This window comes from Micromonospora aurantiaca ATCC 27029 (assembly GCF_000145235.1).
Taxonomy (GTDB): Bacteria; Actinomycetota; Actinomycetes; order Mycobacteriales; family Micromonosporaceae; genus Micromonospora; species Micromonospora aurantiaca.
Window position 1 is genome coordinate 3,907,918 of record NC_014391.1, and the last position, 19,204, is coordinate 3,927,121.

The 19,204-nt window shown below is 74.6% G+C and carries 22 protein-coding genes; 6 read left to right on the forward strand and 16 right to left on the reverse strand.

Annotation, left to right across the window (positions count from 1 at the left end; genetic code table 11):
* Positions 1-43: 43 nt before the first annotated feature.
* The 8 genes from MICAU_RS17340 to MICAU_RS17375 form a co-directional block, all read right to left on the reverse strand.
* A complete protein-coding gene (locus MICAU_RS17340; RefSeq protein ID WP_013286634.1) occupies positions 44-1,306 on the reverse strand; it encodes a beta-ketoacyl-[acyl-carrier-protein] synthase family protein in 1,263 nt (420 codons plus the stop codon).
* Positions 1,303-2,922, reverse strand: coding sequence for a class I adenylate-forming enzyme family protein (locus MICAU_RS17345; protein WP_013286635.1), 1,620 nt, complete (start codon positions 2,920-2,922; stop codon positions 1,303-1,305). The genes MICAU_RS17340 and MICAU_RS17345 overlap by 4 nt, the downstream gene beginning before the upstream one ends.
* Positions 2,919-3,419, reverse strand: a complete 501-nt coding sequence (locus MICAU_RS17350) for a beta-ketoacyl synthase chain length factor (protein ID WP_013286636.1) — start codon at positions 3,417-3,419, stop codon at positions 2,919-2,921. The genes MICAU_RS17345 and MICAU_RS17350 overlap by 4 nt, the downstream gene beginning before the upstream one ends.
* Positions 3,420-3,532: 113 nt before the next feature.
* Entirely contained in the window at positions 3,533-4,663 is a 1,131-nt protein-coding gene (locus MICAU_RS17355; RefSeq protein WP_013286637.1) for a beta-ketoacyl-[acyl-carrier-protein] synthase family protein, read from the reverse strand.
* Complete coding sequence (locus MICAU_RS17360) at positions 4,656-4,901, reverse strand: hypothetical protein (RefSeq protein WP_013286638.1); 246 nt, start codon at positions 4,899-4,901, stop codon at positions 4,656-4,658. Before MICAU_RS17360 ends, MICAU_RS17355 begins: the two co-directional genes overlap by 8 nt.
* Positions 4,901-5,164, reverse strand: a complete 264-nt coding sequence (locus MICAU_RS17365; protein WP_013286639.1) for an acyl carrier protein — start codon at positions 5,162-5,164, stop codon at positions 4,901-4,903. The genes MICAU_RS17360 and MICAU_RS17365 overlap by 1 nt, the downstream gene beginning before the upstream one ends.
* A gap of 180 nt (positions 5,165-5,344) precedes the next feature.
* Entirely contained in the window at positions 5,345-6,742 is a 1,398-nt protein-coding gene (locus MICAU_RS17370; RefSeq protein WP_049794881.1) for a class I adenylate-forming enzyme family protein, read from the reverse strand.
* 219 nt (positions 6,743-6,961) lie between these two features.
* The gene (locus MICAU_RS17375; protein WP_145753546.1) at positions 6,962-7,621 is read right to left on the reverse strand and encodes a TetR/AcrR family transcriptional regulator; all 660 of its coding nucleotides are present in this window, start codon (positions 7,619-7,621) and stop codon (positions 6,962-6,964) included.
* A gap of 108 nt (positions 7,622-7,729) precedes the next feature.
* Between MICAU_RS17375 and MICAU_RS33470 the strand changes: the two genes are divergently transcribed.
* From MICAU_RS33470 to MICAU_RS33475, 4 genes are all read left to right on the forward strand, one after another.
* The gene (locus MICAU_RS33470; protein ID WP_013286642.1) at positions 7,730-7,858 is read left to right on the forward strand and encodes a hypothetical protein; all 129 of its coding nucleotides are present in this window, start codon (positions 7,730-7,732) and stop codon (positions 7,856-7,858) included.
* Positions 7,859-7,906: 48 nt separating this feature from the next.
* Positions 7,907-8,851 (forward strand): sigma-70 family RNA polymerase sigma factor, encoded by a 945-nt coding sequence (locus MICAU_RS17380; RefSeq protein ID WP_013286643.1) that lies wholly within the window; start codon positions 7,907-7,909, stop codon positions 8,849-8,851.
* 47 nt (positions 8,852-8,898) lie between these two features.
* Positions 8,899-9,555 (forward strand): CatB-related O-acetyltransferase, encoded by a 657-nt coding sequence (locus tag MICAU_RS17385; RefSeq protein WP_013286644.1) that lies wholly within the window; start codon positions 8,899-8,901, stop codon positions 9,553-9,555.
* Between the two features lie 124 nt (positions 9,556-9,679).
* Entirely contained in the window at positions 9,680-9,808 is a 129-nt protein-coding gene (locus MICAU_RS33475; RefSeq protein WP_013286645.1) for a hypothetical protein, read from the forward strand.
* 10 nt (positions 9,809-9,818) lie between these two features.
* Here the strand turns inward: MICAU_RS33475 and MICAU_RS17390 are convergent, their stop codons facing one another.
* Genes MICAU_RS17390 through MICAU_RS17425 form a run of 8 tightly spaced genes read right to left on the reverse strand, consistent with a single transcriptional unit; the run spans position 9,819 to position 17,509 of the window.
* Entirely contained in the window at positions 9,819-11,066 is a 1,248-nt protein-coding gene (locus MICAU_RS17390) for a beta-ketoacyl synthase N-terminal-like domain-containing protein (RefSeq protein WP_013286646.1), read from the reverse strand.
* Entirely contained in the window at positions 11,063-12,331 is a 1,269-nt protein-coding gene (locus tag MICAU_RS17395; protein WP_013286647.1) for a beta-ketoacyl-[acyl-carrier-protein] synthase family protein, read from the reverse strand. Before MICAU_RS17395 ends, MICAU_RS17390 begins: the two co-directional genes overlap by 4 nt.
* Positions 12,328-12,738, reverse strand: a complete 411-nt coding sequence (locus MICAU_RS17400) for a cupin domain-containing protein (protein WP_013286648.1) — start codon at positions 12,736-12,738, stop codon at positions 12,328-12,330. The genes MICAU_RS17395 and MICAU_RS17400 overlap by 4 nt, the downstream gene beginning before the upstream one ends.
* Positions 12,735-13,442, reverse strand: coding sequence for an SRPBCC family protein (locus MICAU_RS17405; protein WP_013286649.1), 708 nt, complete (start codon positions 13,440-13,442; stop codon positions 12,735-12,737). Before MICAU_RS17405 ends, MICAU_RS17400 begins: the two co-directional genes overlap by 4 nt.
* On the reverse strand, positions 13,439-14,953 hold the full coding sequence (locus MICAU_RS17410) for an acetyl-CoA carboxylase biotin carboxylase subunit (RefSeq protein ID WP_013286650.1): 1,515 nt from the start codon (positions 14,951-14,953) through the stop codon (positions 13,439-13,441). The genes MICAU_RS17405 and MICAU_RS17410 overlap by 4 nt, the downstream gene beginning before the upstream one ends.
* A complete protein-coding gene (gene accB / locus MICAU_RS17415; protein WP_013286651.1) occupies positions 14,953-15,438 on the reverse strand; it encodes an acetyl-CoA carboxylase biotin carboxyl carrier protein in 486 nt (161 codons plus the stop codon). The genes MICAU_RS17410 and accB overlap by 1 nt, the downstream gene beginning before the upstream one ends.
* Complete coding sequence (locus tag MICAU_RS17420; RefSeq protein WP_013286652.1) at positions 15,438-17,159, reverse strand: acetyl-CoA carboxylase carboxyl transferase subunit; 1,722 nt, start codon at positions 17,157-17,159, stop codon at positions 15,438-15,440. The genes accB and MICAU_RS17420 overlap by 1 nt, the downstream gene beginning before the upstream one ends.
* Positions 17,156-17,509, reverse strand: a complete 354-nt coding sequence (locus tag MICAU_RS17425; protein WP_013286653.1) for a TcmI family type II polyketide cyclase — start codon at positions 17,507-17,509, stop codon at positions 17,156-17,158. The genes MICAU_RS17420 and MICAU_RS17425 overlap by 4 nt, the downstream gene beginning before the upstream one ends.
* Before the next feature lie 428 nt (positions 17,510-17,937).
* Here MICAU_RS17425 and MICAU_RS17430 point away from each other — a divergent pair, with 428 nt between their 5' ends.
* Together MICAU_RS17430 and MICAU_RS17435 are read left to right on the forward strand one after the other, a co-directional pair.
* Positions 17,938-18,762 carry an AfsR/SARP family transcriptional regulator gene (locus MICAU_RS17430; protein ID WP_013286654.1) on the forward strand — a complete coding sequence of 275 codons (825 nt, stop codon included), beginning with the start codon at positions 17,938-17,940 and terminating at the stop codon, positions 18,760-18,762.
* Between the two features lie 62 nt (positions 18,763-18,824).
* Positions 18,825-19,172 (forward strand): TcmI family type II polyketide cyclase, encoded by a 348-nt coding sequence (locus MICAU_RS17435; RefSeq protein WP_013286655.1) that lies wholly within the window; start codon positions 18,825-18,827, stop codon positions 19,170-19,172.
* Positions 19,173-19,204 lie beyond the last annotated feature (32 nt).

A 19,204-nucleotide genomic window follows, 5' to 3' on the forward strand; every position in this document is an offset into this window, starting at 1 on the left:
CCCGTGATCGCGACCCGGACGGACGCCCGGGACTGGAGTCCGGTCAGCCCGCGGCCGGGGTGGCGGCCCGGCGGGCCGGCCCGGAGAGCCGGCGCAGGAGCAGACTGACGTTCTGGCCGCCGAACCCGAACGAGTTCGTCAGCGCGTGGCCGGCCCGGGTGGGCCGGGGCACGGCGCGGACGTGGTCCGCCTCGCACTCCGGGTCCGGGTCGTCCAGGTGGTAGGTGGGTGGCAGCAGGCCACTGTCGAGCGCCAGCGCGGTGGCCGCGGCCTCCAGCACCCCTGACGCGCCGAGCAGGTGCCCGGTGAGCGCCTTGGTGGAGCTGACCGGCACGCCGCCGGTGCCGAACACCTCGGCCAGCGCGGTCGTCTCGGCGATGTCACCGAGCTTGGTGCCGGTGCCGTGCGCGTTGACGTACCCGACGTCGGCGGGCCCGACCCCGCCGGCCGCCAGCGCGCGGCGCATGCACGCCGCCGCTCCGGCGCCGTCCGGCCGCGGCGCGGTCGGGTGGTACGCGTCGGTGTTCGCCCCGAAACCGGCGACCTCGGCGTAGCCGCGCACACCCCGGCCGTCGGCGTGCCCGGCGCGCTCCAGCACCAGCAGCGCCGCGCCCTCGGCCAGCACGAAACCGTTGCGCCGCTTGTCGAACGGGCGGCTCGCCTCGGTCGGTTCGTCCCAGCCCCGGGCCAGCGCCCGGGCGTTGCCGAACGTGTCGGCGAACGTGCCGAACAGCGGCGCCTCGCTCGCCCCGCACACCACCACGTCGGCCTCGCCGGAGCGGATGAGGCGTACCCCGTCGGCGACGGCCTGGGCACCGGAGGCACAGGCCGTGCCGACCGACGAGCTGTAGCCGCGGATGCCGTGCGCGATGGCGATCCGCGCCGATGGCATGTTCGGCAGGATGCCGGTGAGCAGGTACGGGCTGACCGCCGCCCGGCCCCGGGCGGCCCGCGCCAGCACCTGGCCCTCCAGCGTGGACATGCCGCCGACGCCGCCGACGATCACCGCGATGCGCTCCGGGTCGACGTCGCGGCCCACCTCGATGCCGGCGTCGGCGAGCGCCTCGGCGGCGGTGATCAGGGCGAGCAGCACCACCCGGTCGAGCACCTTCGTCTCCGGTCCGGAGGCGACGCTGCGCGGGTCGATGTCCGGCAGCACCCCGGCCACCTCCAGGCTGCCCGCCGCCGGGTGTCCCTCGGGCGGGCGGCGCAGCCCGGACCGGCCGGTGATCAGCGCGTCGAACGTGTCCGCCACGCCGCGCCCGGCCGGGGTGAACAGGCCCATGCCGGTGATGACGGCGGTCACGACGGCGCCTCGGTCAGGTAGCGCTCGCGCAGCGCCACCTTGCGGACCTTGCCGGTCACGGTGACCGGGATGTCGTCGGCGCGTACCGGGACGATCCGGCGCAGCGTGGCTGCCACGTCCGGGCCGAGCGCGGTACGGATGCGCTCGGTGCGGTCCGCCTCCGGGTCGGCGCCGGCGGCCAGCTCCAGCAGCACGTCGGTGGTGACTGTGCCGTCGTCCGCCTTGACGATCACCACAGTGCAATCGGTGACGTCGGGGCAGGCGGCGAGGATGCGTTCCTCGGACAGCGCGGTGAAGAACCGCTTCCCGTCGCCTGCCTCGACCGAGTCGACCGCCCGGTCCAGGTGGTAGTAGCGGCCGTCCTCGTCGGCGTACACCAGGTCGCCGGTGAGGTACCAGCCGCGCAGCCGGAACCGGTACGTGGTGACCGAGTCGTTCCAGTAGCCGCGGAACAGCGACGGCGAGTCGATGCCGAGCCAGCCGACCTGCCCGGGCGGCAGCTCGTTGCCGTCGGCGTCGAGCACGGCGACCTTGGCGAACCGGTACGGGCGGCCCACGCAGCGGCCGTACCGGTCGGTGTCGGTGGTGTGGGTGATGTGGAACATCGAGTGGCCCATCTCGCTGGAGCCGAGCCCGTCGATGAACACCGACCCGGGTACCCGGGTCACGCCGCCACGCGTCACCACGTCGCGGGAGCCGACAGCGACCAGCCGCCGTACGTGCGGCTCGTGCGAGCAGTCGCCGGTGTTGAACCACAGCCGCACCGAGTCCAGGTCGTAGCCGGACAGGTCGAAGCGGGCCAGCTCGGCCCAGGTGACCGAGAAGCCGAACACGCCGTCCGGGCGCCACCGCTGGATCGCGTCCAGCACCCGCTCACCGCCCTGGTCGGAGAGCAGGAACATCTCCGCCCGGTTGCCGAGCGCCTGGTTGACCATGAGCACTGTGGCGGTGTGCGGGGCCGGCAGCGCGTTGAGGATGCGTGTGGTGCCCTGTGCCTGCGGCATGGACAGCAGGTGGCGGGTGGCGGCGAACAGGCTGGCGTGCGAGTGCAGCACCGCCTTCGGCACACCGGTGGTGCCGGAGGTGTGGGTGATCACGATCGGGTCGTCCGGGTGGTGCCGGTAGTGTGCGGGTGCCGTGTCGGGGTCGCCGGTGCCGGCCTGCGCGGGCTCGCCGAGCATCGGCGCGCCCAGGTCGTGCCCGGCCAGCGCCTCGGCGTGCGCGGCGTCGGCGAGCACCCCGGCGGCGCGCAGCCGGCGGATGTACTCGGCGGCGATCTCGGGACGCAGCCTGCCGTTCATCAGCGCCGGGACGGCGCCGAGGCGGGTCAGCGCCAGGAACGACAGCACCATGTCGGCGGCGGTGCCGGCCCAGACCGCGACCGGGTCGCGGGGTTTCACCCCGCGTTCGTGCAGCCACGCCGCCCGGGCGGCGACCATCCGGTCGAGCCGGCCCAGGGTCAGCGGGGTCTCGGCCGGGTGGCCGTCGATCTCGGTGTCGAACGTGAGCCCCGGCCCGTCCGGGTCGGCGCCGTGGGCCAGCACCCGGGCGAGCACGTTGCCCGCGCCCAGCTCGGCGTCGGCCGCGAGCGCGCCGCGTAGTCCCTTCGTCCTCATTGACGTGTTCCCTCCCCCAGCAGCACCGCGGTCGCCTCGCCCGGCGTACCGTCCGGTGCCAGTTCGATCAGGATCAGCAACGCCTGTGCGGCGTCGCCGTCGTACAGCAGCAGGTCCGCCTCGGCCTCCCCCTCGGCCCGCGCGTCGCCGGTGGGGCTCAGGCACACCACCGGCCCGTCCAGTCCCCAGCGCGCCGCGACGTGCCCGGCCACGCTGTTCGGCACCGACTGGAAGAAGAACAGCGGCCCGATCCGCCCGCCCGCGGCCACAGTGGCGCGTACGTGCGCCGCCCCGGCGGTGTCCCCACCGGCGCTGACCAGCACCACAGCCGTCCGGTTGCCCGGCGGCAGCGGCCCGGCGCCGTACCGCCGCGCGAGGCAGCGCTGCGCCACCGCGGCCACCAGCGGCGCGAACGGCGAGTGCACGAACCCCGGCACCCCGGCCGGCCCCGCGCCCCCGTCCCCGTCCTCGGGCCACCGCGCCTCCGCGAGCACCACGACCCCCCCGTCGCGCGATCTTGCGGTTGGTGCCCCGGGCGCGGGCGTTGTGCCCGGTTCGCCGGGGCCGTGAGTGCAAGATCGCGGGAGGTCGGGGTGGGGGGCGGGGGCGGTCATGAGGTGCTCACCAGGAGGGCCGTGTCGGCGCCGCCGAAGGCGGCGTTGAGGGTCAGGGCGTGTTCGGTGCGCGCGGGGCGCGGGGCGTCGCGGATGACGTCCAGCGGGCACTGCGGGTCGGGGCCGAGCCAGCCGGCGGTGACCGGCAGCTTGCCGTGCCGCAGGGCCAGCACGGTGACCAGCAGTTCCAGCAACCCGGACGCCTCCAGCGCGTGCCCGTGCACCGACTTGGTGGAGCTGACCGGCAGCCGCCCGGCGTCCTCGCCGAACACCCGGGTCAGCGCCGCCGCCTCGGAGGCGTCGCTGAACGGGGTGCCGGTGGCGTTGGCGTTGACGTAACCGATCGCGTCCGGGGGCAGCCCGCCCCGGCGCAGCGCCGCCTCGACCGCCCGGGCCAGCCCGAGCCCGTCCGGGTGCGGCTGGCACGCGTGGTACGCGTCCCCCGCCCGGCCCCACCCGGCCACGCTCGCCAGCGTCTCGGCGCCCCGCCGGGCGGCGGCGCCCGCCGACTCCAGCACCACGGCGGCCACCCCGTCGCCCAGCAGCAGGCCCTTGCGCCCGGCGCTGAACGGGCGTACCGCGCCGTCGGCGGCGAGCGCCCGGCCGGCGTCGAAGAGCGCGTACTGGTCCGGTTCGACCAGGTAACCGGCCGCGACCACGACCCGCTCCAGGTGGCCCCGGCGGATCAGCGCCGCCGCGTCGGCGACCGCGCTGCTCGCCGACACGCACGCGGTGGTGTAGATCCGGGTACGCCCGCCGAGGCCGCACCGTGCGGCCAGGTGACCGGCGAGCGCCGGCACCGTCGGCTCGTCCCACCCCTGCGGTACGGGCAGCGAGTACGGCCCGCCGTGGGTGGCCAGGAACAGCGCCGACTCCGCCCGCCCGGCCCGGTCCAGTCCGGCGGCCCGGGCGGCGGTGTCGATCGCGTCGGTCAGCTCGCCGGCGAGCGTGCCGACGTCCGGCAGGGTGGCCGCCACCGTCACCCGGCGGCCGGTGGTGTCGAAACGGCGCACCGGCGCGAACGCCGGGGTGCCGGTGAGCACTCCGGCCAGCAGCGCGTCGGCGCCCCTGCCGAGGGCGCTGAGCGCGTAGGTGCCGGTGATCCGTACGGTCTCCCGCTCAGCCATCTGCGGGAGCGGTGAGAGAGCCACGGAACACCGCGAGCGCGTCGTCGACGGTGCGGATGCCGGCGAGTTCGTCGTCGCTCAGGTCCAGCCGGCGGTCGTAGCGCTGCTCGACCATGTGCACCAGCCAGGCCAGCTCCATCGAGCCGAGCCGGTCCGGCACCTGGTCGGCGGGTTTCGCGGTCAGTTCGGCGAGCATGCTCACCAGGTCAGCTCGCCCCAGGTCGGGCTGACCGGACATCAGGACTTGTCGCTGTTCGCGGCCACCCGGTCGGCGACCATCGTGGTGAACTCGCCGACCGTCATCAGCGCCAGCTTCTCCGACTCGTCGTCGGCGAACTTCACGGCGTAGCGGTCCTCGACGCGGACCGCCAGGTCGGCCAGGGCCAGCGACTCCAGGTCGACGCCGGAGGGGCCGAGCGTGGTGTCGTCGTCGAGCTCCTCCACGTCGTAGTTCATGTCGGCGAGCTGTTCGACGACGAAGGTGCGGACCTCGTCTCGCATGGGTTCAGACCTCTTCTCCGTGTACCGGCTGACGGTGCCCGGTCGGGACACCGTGTGCGTGTGAACCGGCGGGGTCGGGCGCGCGGGTGGCGCGTTGCCCGGCCGGTCCGGGGCGGGATTCGGGGTGGACCGGACGTCCGGTGGGCGTCCGGCGGGTGTGCGGCTCGTACAGCGGGCCGGTCACGACGCCGCATCCCGCAGCGCCGGGACGGACCGGACCAGCTTTCCGGTGGTGGTGCGGGGCATCTGGTCGAGCAGGCGCAGCGTGCGGGGACGCTTGAAGCCGGCCAGCCGCTCGGCGATCAGCTTGTCGAGCGTGTCCTCGGTCAGAGAGCGGTCGGTCTGGACGTACGCGGTGATGCCGTCGTCCCACACCACGACCGCGGCGACGACGCCGGGCAGGCCGGCGACCGTGGCCTCCACCTCGGTCAGGTCGACCTTCAAGCCGCCCACCGACACCTGCGAGTCCAGCCGGCCCTTGATGGTGACCAGGCCCGTGTCCGGGTCGACCACGCCGGCGTCGCGGGTGTGCAGCCAGCCGTCGGCCCACCGGGTCGGGTCGGCCAGTCCGACGTACGGGTTGGCCGGGCAGCTCACCCACAGCTCGCCGTCGCGCTCGCGTACCTCGATGCCCGGGGCGGGCGCGATGGCGGGCCGGTGCCGCCCGTACAGGTCGGTGCCGATGACGCCGACCTCGGTCATCCCGTACATGTTGCCCAGCGGGACGCCGTAGCGGCCGGTGAACGCGTCCGCCACGGCCGCGGGCACCAGCTCGCCGCCTGTGGTCATGCGCTTGAGCTGGGGCAGCGGCCCGGCCGGTGTGGTGGAGGCGAGCAGCCCGATGTGGAACGGGACGCCGAGCACAGTGGCCGGGGTGTCCTGGGCGGCGACGGCGGCGAGGATCGCGTCGCCGCTGAGCCGTTCCGGCGGGCACAGCTCGACGCCGGCGTGCAGCCCGTAGAGCAGGCCGCCGACCAGGCCGAGCACGTGCACCATGCTGGGGAGCAGGATGATCCGCTCGCCGGGCAGCGCGACGCCGTCGATGCGGGTGTAGCGGTGCACCTCGGCGACCAGGTCGGCGGCGGTGCGGCCGATCACCTTGGACGGTCCGGTGGAGCCGGAGCTGAGCTGGATCACCGCGTGCGGGCTGCCCGCCGGGCGGTCGGAGTACGCGCTGACCCCCGCGGTGACGTCGACGAAGATCCGCAGCGCGCCGCCGCCGGTTCGTACCGGGGCGACCACCACCTGCGGGCCGAGCCGGCGCAGCGCCTGGTCGACCTCGTGGTCGGTGAGCCGGTGGTCGAGCAGCACCGCCTGGGCGCCGGTACGCCAGGTGGCGAGCAGGTGCGCCACGTACGCCAGCGAGGGCGGCAGGCGCAGCGCGGCGGCGCCTCCGGCGCGCAGCCCGGCCCCGGCGAGCCGGTCCTGCGCCTCGCCGACGAGCCGGCGCAGCGTGCCCTTGTCGACCGGTTCGGGCAGGCGCAGGCAGACGTCGGTGTCGCGGCCGGTGAACAGGATGTCGTCCACCCAGTCCACCGTCGTCGAGGCAGGATCTTCCGCCACGGGATGTGCAGTCACGACCAGCCACCGTTCCACTGAGGAACTGGGCGGATCCGCCCAGCGGGTACGTCGTTCGGGGTATGGCGGAACCCTACGACGCCCCTCTTCTGCATCGCCAGATGCAAATGGCTAGATCCAAAACAGCGGCTGGGTGGATTGCTCAGGCTCGATCGGACAGGCAGGATCGGGGCCACGCCGGCAAGGTAGTCCGCCGGCCGCCGGATGCTGTCCTCCAGCTCAACCCGGCACCCACCCACCTGCCGGGCGGACGGCGTAGTCCGCGAGCGCGGGTGCGAGGGCGTCGAAGGCGACGTGCGCGTAGCCGGTGACGGCCCGCGCGATGTCGTCGTCGCCCTGCCCGGCGATGGTGCGGCGCATGGTCTCCTCGAACAGCAGCCGATGGATGCCGGCCAGCTGCGCGGCGGCGACCCGGGGCAGGATGTCGTCCTCGCGGCTCCCGGTCTCCTCGGCCAGGGCGGCGGCCAGGGCCTTCTCCCGGTCGTCGTGGAACTCGCGCAGACGGGTCACCAGCGCCGGACTGGCGGCGATCATCCGGGCGAACGCGGAACCGGAGAACCCGATGACCGGGTCGTGGGCGGCCACCGCCGCGAGGTAGGCGCGGCGCAGCGCCGCCAGCGCCGACTCGCCGGGCTCGCGCTCCCGGACGACGGTGGCCAGCTGCCGCACGAACTCGTCGTGCATGTCCAGCGCCAGATCCTCCTTCCGAGGGAAGTAGTTGGTGACGGTCATCTTGGACACCTGCGCGGCGGCGGCCACCTCGGCGATCGTCACGTTGTCGAAGCCACGTTCGAGGAACAGGCGGGTGGCCTGACCCGAGATGTTCTCCCTGGTCTGGCGCTTCTTCAAGGCCCGGAGGCCGGTGCTCTGCGCGGTCACGCCCCCCACCATACCTGGTACGAACCAAAAATTGTTCTTGACATGTTTTTAGGTTGGGCCTAACTTTAGGTCGTACCGGCGAACAGCCGGCACGGAAGGGAGCCCGACATGCCCGCCCACACCCGCGACATCGCCGCCGGCAAGCCCCGCCGCCCGCACCTCGCTCCGGCGCGCCGGCCGCACGTCCCCGTGGTCGCCCCCCGGCGCCAGCCCCGCCGGATCCCCGGCCGCCGCTGACCCGCCGCCCGTCCCGAGCCCCGCACCGTCCCGGAAGGAGCACGCCTCATGCTCGCCACCACCCCTGCAGCCGCCGGCCACACCACCGACGCGGTGGCCGCCTACCTCCGGACGATCGGACGAACGCCGCTGCTCACCGCCGAGCAGGAGACGCGCCTCGGCGCCCGAATCGAGGCCGGCGCCCTGGCGCAGCGGCGGTTGGACGACGACGGCGACCGGGTCGGCGCGGCCGAGCAGGACCGGCTGCGGCGACTCGTCGCCGACGGGCGTCGCGCCCGGCACCACATGATCGAAGCCAACCTCCGGCTGGTTGTCTCGGTCGCGAAACGGTACGCGCTCGCCGGCCGGCTGCCGCTGCTCGACCTGATTCAGGAAGGCACCATCGGCCTGATGCGGGCGGTCGAGAAGTTCGACCACCGGCGTGGACTGAAGTTCTCGACGTACGCGACCTGGTGGATCAAGCAGGCGATCGGCCGGGCCCTCACCGACCAGAGCCGCACAATCCGCCTGCCGGCGCACCTGGTCGAGGTGCTCAACCGGGTGAACCGGACCCGCCGCACGCTCGCGGGCGAACTCGACCGGGAGCCGACGCCCGCTGAGGTCGCCGCCCGGGTCGAGGTGCCCGCCGAAAAGGTGGAACTGCTGCTGCGGCACGACCGCGAGCCGGTCTCGCTGCACACGCCGGTCGCCGGGGCTGCCGGCACGACCGAGCTGGGCGACCTCCTCCCCGACGAGGCACCGGGCCCGGCCGGCGTCGTGGTGTCCTCCTGGCGGCGCCGCTACCTGGACGAGGTGCTCGGCACCCTGTCGGAGCGCGAGGCGGCCGTCATCTGCCAGCGGTACGGCCTCGACGACGACCGGCCGAGCACGCTCGACGAGATCGGCACGAGGATCGGGCTGACCCGGGAGCGGGTCCGCCAGATCGAGAGCCAGGCGCTGCGGAAGCTGCGCCACCCCACCCGCGCCCGCGTCCTGGCCGACCTGCACGCCTGAGCCGGCGTCAAGACCGCACACCGACCGTCCCACCAGGAGGCCGACCGATGACACCCGACCCCCGCACCGTCCACCCGCTGCCCGCCTTCGACCGCGTGGTGTTCCTCAAACCACTGGTGACGTCACCGAAGATCGTCGTGGGTGACTACACCTACTACGACGATCCTGACGACGCGACCGGCTTCGAGCACCGCAACGTCCTGTACGCCTATGGACCGGAACGGCTGGTCATCGGTAAGTACTGCGCGATCGCCTCCGGCACCCGATTCCTGATGGCCGGCGCGGCCCATCCCGGCATGGGCGTGTCCACGTACCCGTTCACCATGTTCGGCGGCGAGTGGGCCGAGCAGACCCTCGACATCGTCACCGCCATGCCGAGCCGCGGCGACACCGTCGTCGGGAACGACGTCTGGTTCGGCTTCGGATCCGTGGTCATGCCGGGCGTGCGGATCGGCGACGGCGCCGTCATCGCAACCGGCGCGGTGGTCACCGCCGACGTGCCGCCCTACACGATCGTCGGCGGCAATCCCGCCCGGCCGATCCGGCAACGCTTCGACGACGCCGACATCGTGCGGCTCCGCCACGCCGCCTGGTGGGACTGGCCCACCGGCCTCGTCACCGCGCACGCCCGCACGATCATGGCCGGCACACCCGCCGAGATCGCCCGGATCGCCGCCGAGCACGGCGTGGAACAGCCCGGGTGAGACCGCCGGCCGGCGACGCGCACCCCGGACGGCCGGGCCGCAGGGACGGATTCACCGGCGCCGGCACCGGGCACGGAGGTGCCCGGTGGACACCACCGGTCCGCCCCGAACGAGCGGAGGCGTCATGCGCTGGCAATACCTGGTCCTGCCCCTCGTGCTGATCCTGGTTCTCGTCGGGTTGCGGGTGTGGCTCCCCCGGCGCGCCTTCCGGGCCGGCCGCTCCCTCCGGCAGCGCGTCGACGGACGCGACTGACCGGGCTTCGTCAGCCCTCCCCGGCCGGTGGGGGCGCGGCGCCGCGCAGCACCAGCGCGCTGTTGAACCCGTCGAAGCCGCGCGCGCCGACCAGCGCGATCCGGCTGCGGGGCGGGCGGGGCTGCCGCAGGAACGTCAGGTCGCAGCCGGGCGCCGGCTCGTCCGGGCCGGCCGAGGCGGGCAGCATCCCGCGCCGGAACGCCAGCAGCGCGGTGGCCGCGTCCAGCGCGGAACCGCCCTGGTGCGCCCGGCCGGTCAGCGGCTTCTGCGTGGTCACCGGCGGGGTCCGGTCGCCGAACACGGTACGCAGCGCCGCCGCCTCGGCCCGGTCGTGCGCGGGTACCCCGAGCGCGTCCGGCCAGATCACGTCCACGTCGTGCGGGCGTACCCCGGCGCGTTCCATCGCCAGGCGCATCGCGCGGGCGTAGTGGGCCGGGTCGGGGCCGGTGGCCGGGTCGGTGGGCGCGGCGTCGTGGGTGGCGGCCCAGCCGGTGATCTCCCCGTAGACGCGGGCGCCCCGGGCCAGCGCGTGGCCCAGTTCCTCCACCACGAAGACGGCGCCGCCCTCGGCCGGCACGTACCCGCTCGCCGCGACGTCGAACGGCCGGTACGCCCGCTCCGGGTCGGACACGTCGCTGAGCAGGCCGGAGCGGAGCTGGCAGGCCAGCGCGTACGGGCTCAGCGGGCACTCGGTCGCCCCGGCGATCACCACGGGGGTGCCCCGGCGGATGGTGCGCACCGCGTGCGCCAGGCTGTCCAGCCCGCCGGCCGACTCGGACACGGTCACCCCGGACGGCCCCTTGAACTGGTGGCGGATCGACAGCTGTCCCACGCTCGCGGCGTAGAACCAGGCGATCGACTGGTACGCCCCGACGGTGCGGCTCGGCCCGCCCCAGAGCCGTTGCAGCTCCCGCTGCCCGAACAGGTTGCCGCCGGAGGAGCTGGCGAGCGTGACCGCCCACTGATACGGGTCGGGCGACACCTCGGGCAGCCCGGCGTCGGCGAGCGCCAGCCCGGTGGCGGCGAAGCCCAGGTGGGTCCACCTGTCGGTCTGCACCCGCTGCCGGGTGTCGCTGAACCCGGCCGGGTCGAAGCCGGCCACCTCCCCGGCCACCCGGGTCGGGTACCGCTCCGGGTCGAACAGGGTGATCGGCCCGGTGCGCCGGGTGCCCGCGAGCACTGTGTTCCAGTGCGCCTCGACGCCGACGCCGCTGGGCGCGACCACGCCGATGCCCGTCACCACGGCCCGCGCGGTCACGGTGCCACCGCGAGCCGGCGGAACACCATCGCGGACTGGAATCCGCCGAATCCGCTGCCCACCGACAACGCCACGTCCACCGGCACCTCCCGGGCCTCGTTCGGCACGTAGTCCAGGTCGCACTCCGGGTCGCGGGTGGTCCAGTTCGCCGTCGGCGGCACCACGCCGTACTCGATGGCGAGCGCGCAGGCGGCCATCTCGATCGAGCCGATGGCGCCGAGCGAGTGGCCGACCATCGACTTGATCGAGCTGATCGGCACCCGGTACGCCGTCTCCCCCAGCGCCCGTTTGAACGCCGCAGTCTCGTGCCTGTCGTTCTGCCGGGTGCCGGAGCCGTGCGCGCTGACGTACGACACGGCCGTCGGGGCGAGCCGGGCCTGCCGCAGCGCGTCGCTGATCGCCACCGCCATCTCCGCGCCGTCCGGGCGCAGCCCGGTCATGTGGAAGCCGTTGCTGCGGCTGGCGTACCCGGCCACCTCGCAGTAGACGTGCGCGCCCCGGCGGCGGGCGTGCTCGGCCTCCTCCAGCACCAGCACCGCCGCGCCCTCAGCGAGGACGAACCCGTGCCGGTCGGCGTCGAACGGCCGGGAGGCGTGCTCCGGGTCGTCGTTGTCCGGGCTGGTCGCGCCGATCGCGTCGAACGAGGCGACGGTGACCGGGGAGATCGGCGAGTCCGCGGCGCCGGCGAGCACCACGTCGGCCTCGCCGTCGGCGACGAGCTGGTGGGCGTACCCGATGGCGTCGATGCCGGAGGTGCAGCCGGTGGAGATCACCTGCGCCGGCCCGTGCAGGCCGTGCCGGCAGGCCACGTCGGCGGCCAGGCTGCTGGGCACCAGCGCCTGGTAGAGGTACGGCCCGCCGAGCGCGTGGTCGACCAGCCAGTGCCGGCCGGAGTCGCTGACCCGCACGTACTCCTGTTCCAGCGCCATGGTCCCGCCGACGGCGGTGCCGAGCACCACCCCGGCGCGTTCGCGCTGCGCGTCGGTGAGGGTGAGGCCGCTGTCCGCGAGCGCCTCGGCGGAGCAGGCGAGCGCGAACTGCACGTACCGGTCGGCACGCTGCCGTTCGGCGAGCGTGATCCCGGCGGCGTCCGGGTCGAAGTCGCACTCGGCGGCGATCTGCGACCGGAACGGCGACGGGTCGAAGAAGCTGATCCGCCGCGTCGCGGTGCGCCCCTCGGTGATCGTCTTCCAGAAGCGGTCCCGGGTGGCGCCGCCGGGTGCGACGACGCCGATGCCGGTGACCACTGTGCGCCGGCCGGTCACGACGGCTCCCGTGGCGGCGGTGCCGCGCTCTCGGTGTCGACGTGGCCGAGTTCCGGGCGCGGGGCGAGCGGTCCGAGGTGGAACACCACCTCGGCGGGCTCGTCGCCGGTGTTGCGCAGCCGGTGCCGCACGTCCTTCGGCACGTAGAGCGCCTCCCCGGCGGCCACCGGCACCGGCGTGTCGTCTAGGTCGACGGTGATCGCGCCGCGGGCGACGTAGAGGAACTCCTCGCTGTACGGGTGGTAGTGCTCGGCGATCCGCTCCCCCGGCGCGAGCGTGGCGACGCCCATGAATCCGGAGGTGCTGCCGACCGTCTTCGGGCCGAGCAGCACCCGCAGTTCCCCGCCGCGGCGGCGGTCGGCCGGTACGTCGTGGACGGAGACCCGGGCGGTGGTGGTGTCGGTCATCGCGCGCCTCCCGCGTGTGCCCGCTCGATCTTCTCCTTGATCACGGCGAGCTGGATCGTGCTGTTGGTGTTGATCCGGTTGGTCATGGCGGCGTTGTCGACCGGTGCGTCCGGCTTCATCGCGAAGTCCTGGGTCCAGGTCATCCGGGTGCCGGCGGGCGTCTCGTCGTAGCGCCAGTGGATGCGCATGTACTCGAACGGGCCGGTCTCGACGCGCCGGGCGTGCACCTCGCGGGTGGCCGGGTCGGCGGTGCGTTCGCTGACCCAGCTCCACGACACGCCGTTCTCGTCCGGGTGCATGGTGAGCCGGAAGCGCACGGTGTCGCCGTCGCGGTGCAGGATCTCCGCGGTGGCGTACTCGGTGAACAGGTCCGGCCACCCGGCCACGTCGTTGGTGATCTCCCAGACCAGCGGCAGCGGCGCGGCCATCTCCACGGCGTTCTCGGTGTGCCCGGGCGGGTCCGCCTTGCGGGCCACCAGGTCGGCGACGCCGGCGATGCTGAGCTGCCCGGCCTGTTCGGGGATCTTCACCCGCCACCTGTCGGCCACCACCGCCGACAGTTCGAGCAGCGCCAGGGAGTCCATGCCCAGTTCCTCCAGGCTCGCGGCGGGCGCGCCGGCGGCGGCGTCCGGGTCCAGGCCGCAGTGCGTGACCAGGATGTCGGTGATCTCGCGGGCGAGCGGGCGGTCGGGGGCGACGGTCATCGGTTCCTCCAGGTGGTCGGGCCGGCGGCGGGCACGGCGCTGACGGGGGTACGGCCGCCCGGCTCGGCCGCGCCGCGCGGGTCGGGCACGACGGCCCGCGCCGGGGACGCCTCGGCCGCGGCGTCGGCGGGCGGGGCGTCGGTGGGCGGCGCGTCGTCGGCGGGCGGGGCGAGCAGGCGTTCCACCAGGGCGGTGGTGTGCCGGGCGGCGCGGAACGCGGGGTCGCGCAGCACCCGGCGGGCGAACGGGATCGTGGTACGCACACCGGGACCGGCCACGTCGAACTCGGCCAGCGCCCGGTCGAGCCGGTCCAGCGCGGCGTCCCGGTCCGGCGCCCACACCGCCACCTTCGCCAGCAGCGAGTCGTAGTGCGGGCTGACCAGGTAACCGACGTGCCCGTGGGTGTCGACCCGGGTGAACGGGCCGCCCGGCGGCCGGAACCGCTCCAGCCGGCCCGGTGCGGGCGCGAAGTCGCGGTCCGGGTCCTCCACGTTGACCCGGCACTCGATCGCCACACCGTCCAGGCGTACGTCGGACTGGCGCAGCCGCAGCGGGGTGCCGAAGGCCACGTGCAGCTGTTCCTGCACCAGGTCGATGCCGGTGATCATCTCGGTGACCGGGTGTTCCACCTGGATCCGGCAGTTGATCTCCAGGAAGTGGCAGCGTTCGGCCTCGTCGACCAGGAACTCCACGGTGCCGGCGCCGGTGAAGCCGACCGACAGCGCGCCGCGCAGCGCCACCTCGGCGACGGTGTCCAGGGTGGCCTGCCGCAGCGCGGGCGCGGGCGCCTCCTCGATCAGCTTCTGGTGCCGGCGCTGCACCGAGCAGTCCCGGGTGCCCAGGTGCACGCCGTTGCCGTGGCCGTCGCAGAGCACCTGCACCTCGACGTGGCGGGCGTCGGCGAGGTACCGCTCGACGTACACCCGGTCGTCGCCGAACGCGACCTGGGCGGCGGCGCGGGTCCGGGCGTACGCGCGGGGCAGCTCGGCGGCCGAGCGCACCACTGTCATGCCGCGCCCGCCACCGCCCGCGGCGGCCTTCACGATCACCGGGTAGCCCACCTCGGCGGCCACCTCCTGCGCCTCGCCGACGGTGGGCAGCGTCCGGACGCTGCCCGGCGGCAGCGGCAGCCCGGCTGCGCTCATCAGCGCGCGGGCCGTCGACTTGTCCGCGAGCGCGGCCATCACCTGCGGCGGCGGGCCGACGAAGACCAGGCCGTTCTCGGCGCAGATCTCGGCGAAGTCGGCGTCCTCGGACAGGAAGCCGTAGCCGGGGTGGACCGCCTGCGCGCCGGTCTGCCGGGCGGCCTCCACGATCGCGGCCGCGTTGAGGTAGCTGCGGCGGCTGGCCGCCGGGCCGATCCGTACCGCCTCGTCGGCGAGCCGCACCGGCAGCGAGTCGGCGTCGGCGCTGGAGTGCACCACCACCGTGCGCACGCCGAGTTCCCGGCAGGCGCGCAGCACCCGCAGCGCGATCTCGCCCCGGTTGGCGATCAGCACCTTGTCGAACATCAGGAGTCCTGTCCGGTGACCGGTTCCAGGGCGATCAGCGGCTGGTCGTACTCGACGGGCTTGCCGTCGTCGACCAGCACCTCGACCACCCGTCCGGCCTGGCCGGCGGTCACCTCGTTCATCAGCTTCATGGCCTCGACGATGCCGACCACCTGGCCCGGGCGGACCATGTCGCCGACCGCGACGAACGGCATCGCCCCGGGTTCGGGGGCGCGGTAGAACGTGCCGACCACGGGCGAGCGCACGGCCGGCCGGTCGGTCGCCGGCGCGGCTCGCGCGGCCGGTTCGGCGGCCCGCGCGGGGAACGCCCCGGCTGGTTCGGCGGCGCGCGGCGCCGGGGGTGCCGGGTCGTGCCACTCGACCTCCAGCACCGACTCGCCGCTGCGCAGCCGCACCCGGCGCACCGGCCCGGCCAGGTCGGCGACGAGCTTGCGGGCCTGCCGGCGCAGCCCGTCGAGCACCTGCTCGGACTCGGCGTCGGCCATCACGCCACCTCCGCCCGGTCACCCGACGGCGAGGCCGGGAACGGGCCGGCTGCCGATCGGGCCGCGCCGAAGCGGCGGAACCGTTGCCGGCGGCGGCGGACCAGCGTGGCCGGGGGGACGGTGAGCAGCGGCGCGAGGTTCGCCGCGACCGCCCGGCGCAGCAGCTCGGCCGCGCCGCCCGGGTCGGCGTGCGCGGCCGGGCGCGGCTCCGGCACCAGCTCGTCGACCACGCCGAGGCGGCACAGGTCGGCGCCGGTGAGCCGCAGCGCGCGGGCCGCCTGCGGGGCGGCCGAGCTGTCCGGCCAGAGGATCGCGGCGCAGCCCTCCGGGCTGATCACCGAGTAGACGGCGTGCTCCAGCATGAGCACCCGGTCGGCGACCGCGAGCGCGAGCGCGCCGCCGCTGCCGCCCTCCCCGGTGACCACCGCCACCACCGGCGTGGGCAGCACGGTGAGCGCGAGGATGTTCTCCGCGATCGCCGCCGCCTGACCCTGCTGCTCGGCGCTCACCCCCGGGTCCGCGCCGGGCGTGTCCACGAGCGTCACCACCGGCAGCCGCAGCCGCGCCGCGAGGCGCATCAGCCGCAGCGCCTTGCGGTGCCCGGCCGGGCTGGCCATGCCGAAGTTGCGGGTCACCAGCTCGGCGGTGGTGTGCCCCTTCTGGTGACCGATCACCATCACCGGGCGGCCGTCCAGGCGGGCGATGCCGCCGACGACAGCCGGGCAGTCGGCGCCGAGCCGGTCGCCGTGCAGCTCCACGAACCCGTCGAACGCCGTTTCCAGGTAGTCCAGTGTGGTCGGACGACCCGGGTGCCGCGCCGTGCGTACCGTCTCCCAGGGGTCGCGGTCGGGCCGCGGGGTCGCGGTCGGCGCGGTGACCGGCGGGCGCGGCGCGGGCGGGTTCTCCGGCGCCCGGCGGCCCGCCTCGGCGGCGGCGAGCAGCGCCGCGAGCCGGCCCCGCAACGCGTGCCGGGGCACCACCATGTCCACCTGACCGTGCCGTAGGAGGTACTCGGCGGTCTGGAAGCCCTCCGGCAGCGTGGCGCCGGTGACCTGGCGGATCACCCGGGGCCCGGCGAAGCCCAGCCGGGCGCCGCTCTCGGCCAGCACCAGGTCGGTGTTGGTGGCGAAGGAGGCGGCCACCCCGCCGTACGTGGGGTCGGTGACCACGCTGACAGTGAGCAGGCCCGCCTCCCGCATCCCCGCGAGCGCCTGGCTGACGGTGGCCATCTGCATCAGCGACAGCGCGCCCTCCTGCATCCGCGCGCCGCCGGACGCGGTCACCAGCACCAGCGGGATGCCGTCGGCGAGCGCCCGCTCGGCGGTCCGGGTGATCAGCTCACCGACCGCGCAGCCGAGGCTGCCGCCGAGGAAGCGGAAGTCCATCACCGCCAGCGCGACCGGGTGCCCGCCGAGCCGGGCGGTGCCGCACAGCACCGCCTCGTCCAGGCCGGTCGCCGCGCGGGCCGCGCCGAGCCGGTGCGGGTACGGCAGCTCGTCGACGAACTCGATCGGGTCGACGCGTACCGCCCGGTCCGGCAGCGGGACGAACGAGTCCGGGTCGGCCAGCTGCGCCACCCGGTCCGGCGCGTCCAGCCGGGCGTGTGACCCGCACTCCGGGCAGACGTCCAGGTTGCGGCGCAGCCGCTTGCGGTAGAGCAGCGACGCGCATCCGTCGCACCTCGACCAGAGCTGCTCGTCGCGCGGGGCGGTCGTGGTCACTGTGGCCGCCCGGCGGTGTCGTACCTGTGGGCCGGCGCGTCGTAGCGGTAGAAGCAGTGCGCCATCGCGTCGCGCGGCGAACGCCAGGTCGGCAGGTACGGCGAGATGTACGGCCGCAGCCGCTCGCTGATCCGGATGAACTCCGGATGCCCACGGTTGTCCTCGACCGCGCCCTGCGCGGGCGTCTCCGTCTCCAGCAGATGGACGTAGAGGTCGTGCAGCCGGTACAGCGAGCGGTGCCGGACCCCGACCAGGCCGGGCAGCTCGGTCGCGTCGGACTCGGCGAAGATCTCGGCCACCCGGTCCTCGGCCGTCGGCACCACCTTGGCGACGATGAGCGAACGGTCCATTCGCGCCTCCTGCACGTCCCGGTGCGCGGCGAACCGGTCGCGCCGCACGGATTGCCACACGGTCGCGCCGGCGGCGTCTACCGGGCGTCAACCGGGCCCCATCGCGCCACAAACATGGTGACGCTGCGTTGACGCAAGCTGTGCGTGAGCTATGGGAAGATCGCTTTCCGGTTTCCGGTTGACGACACTTCTTCGCAGATCACAGGCGTATTACCGAGCCCACTACGGACAGTCAGGTGACCGACCGACCGTTGACTGAGAGTAACAGGCGTTGATATTCTGCGTCTCGGTCAGCCCGGCCACGGTGGAGCTTCCCGCCGTGGCGGAGGCGTTCCGACACCGGCGTCGCGGCGGCGGTCCGGGCAACGCGAAACGGTCGGGACGAGGGTTCCGGTGCTGGGGGGTGCGCCGTGTCGGGTGGATCGAGAATGCCGACGGCGGGCGAACCCGCCCCACGGGTGTCACTGCACCTGCTGGGCGGCTTCCAGCTGCTGCACGACGACACCCCCGTGGTCGTACCCCGGGGGTTGCAGCGCGTCATCGCCCTGATCGGCCTGCGCCCGGCCGCGACCCGCAGCCACCTCGCCGGGCTGCTGTGGCCCGAGACGCCTGAGGAGCGGGCGCTGTCGTCGCTGCGGACCGCGCTGTGGCGGCTGCGGCAGGATCCGTGCTGCCCGCTGCGCACCGACGGCGACACCGTCCGGCTCGGACCGACCGTCCGCCTCGACGTTGACGACCTGGTGGAGACCGCGGCGCTGGTCCGCGAGGGCGCCGTCCCGCGCGGCGCCGCCGGCGCCGGACGCCACGACCTGCTCCCCGGCTGGTACGACGACTGGGTGCTGCTGGAACGCGAACGGCTGCGCCAGCTGCGCCTGCACATGCTGGAGGAACTCGCCGGCAACCACCTCACCGCCGGGCGGCACGGCGAGGCGCTGGAGGCGGCGCTGGAGGCGATGGCCGCCGAACCGCTGCGGGAGACCCCGCACCGCCTGGTGGTCCGCATCCACCTGGCCGAGGGCAACGCGTTCGAGGCGGTCCACTCCTTCTACGTCTACCGCGATCTGCTCCTGCGCGAACTGCGCCTGGAACCGTCCCCGGCGATGACCGCGCTGCTCGACGACACCCTGGCGCCGATCCGCCGGGCCACCCGCCCGGACCCGCCGCCGCGCCGCACGGACCGGACCGCCAAACCGGCGCCGCGCGCCCCCACCTCGCCGTCGCCACCACCATCAAAGCCCCGGGGTACGCGGTGACGGCGAGGTGACAGCGCGACCGGCACCGTGAACCCAGCACCGCGGCGGCGAGAGGGGTCACGATGAGTCGACTGTTGGTGGTCAGCCGGATCGTGCCGGGCGCACAGGGACGGGTGGCGCAGATCTTCGCCGAGGCCGACGCCACCGAACTCCCCCACCTCACCGGCGTCCGGCACCGGTCGCTGTACTACCTGCACGACCTGTGCGTCCATCTGATGGAGACCGTCGACGTCGCCCCCGGGCTGACCGCGGAACTGCGCGACAACCCGCTCTACGAGCAGGTGAACAAGAGGCTCTCCGCGCACACCTCCCCGTACCTGCCGACCTGGCACTCCCCCCGCGACGCCGTGGCCGGCTGCTTCTACAGCTGGGACGCCGCCGACGTGCCTGCGCCCGACCGGATCCACTGACCGGCCACGGGCGACGGACGGGGCGCCCCGGA